At 44.0% G+C, this 843-nt stretch carries 1 protein-coding gene; it reads right to left on the bottom strand.

Features of this window, described 5'->3' with window-relative positions; genetic code table 11:
- Window positions 1–296 precede the first annotated feature (296 nt).
- Window positions 297–843: site-specific integrase (locus IM265_RS21840; protein ID WP_193056027.1), on the bottom strand; the 547-nt coding region annotated here is incomplete at its 5' end.

The raw sequence follows: 843 nt of genomic DNA on the forward strand, positions 1-843 counted from the left end.
TTATTGATATTTAATTTATTTAAAATCAATAAGATATAAAAAAATAAAACTATTGGAATTATTTTTCATTAGTTTGTTTCTCCAGTTGTCGTTTGCCAGGTTTTTGGGTCCATCGATAGTAAAATCCTGATTAAACTGGGCTTTGCGAATCAATGAGTACCATTAAAGATCAGCTGCTTACTTAAATAATTACCGAGTAAGCTTGAGGGGGGGAGATTGCGGCATGGCAGTATAAAAAAGGCCCATGATTAATACGATAATGGGCCGTTCTGTAAAGCTAAGATATTATGAATATTTTAATTTTTTTCAAAAAGATATGGTGAAATAAAAACCTTTCGATTAATTGCAAGATAATCCGACCACCATTGCATCATCGCTTTTCGAGCATCAAGGTATTCCGCTTTATGTATGTAAGCCGCCCGCACGCTGTTGCGCTCCTGATGGCTCATCTGGCGCTCCACTGCATCCTGCGACCATAAACCGGACTCCATCAGGGCGCTGCATGCCATTGCCCTGAGGCCGTGACCGCAGATATCATGTTTAGTGTCGTAACCCATAAGGCGCAGTGCCTTATTCACGGTGTTTTCACACATCGGTTTATATGGGTTATGGTCGCCGGGGAAGACCAGCTCACCATCACCGGAGATATCTTTAATCCGTTTCAGAATGGCGATGGCCTGTTCTGAGAGGGGTACGATATGAGCAGTGCGCATTTTGGCACCGCGCCCGGAATAACGCACGCCTGCAATGGCTTCGCGTGTGGCGGGTATCGTCCAGGTTCTATTTCTGAAATCTATTTCTGACCAGCGGGCAAAGCGCAGCTCACTGGAGCGAATGAACAGA

The organism is Enterobacter cloacae complex sp. P17RS (assembly GCF_014895885.1).
Taxonomy (GTDB): domain Bacteria; phylum Pseudomonadota; class Gammaproteobacteria; order Enterobacterales; family Enterobacteriaceae; genus Enterobacter; species Enterobacter bugandensis.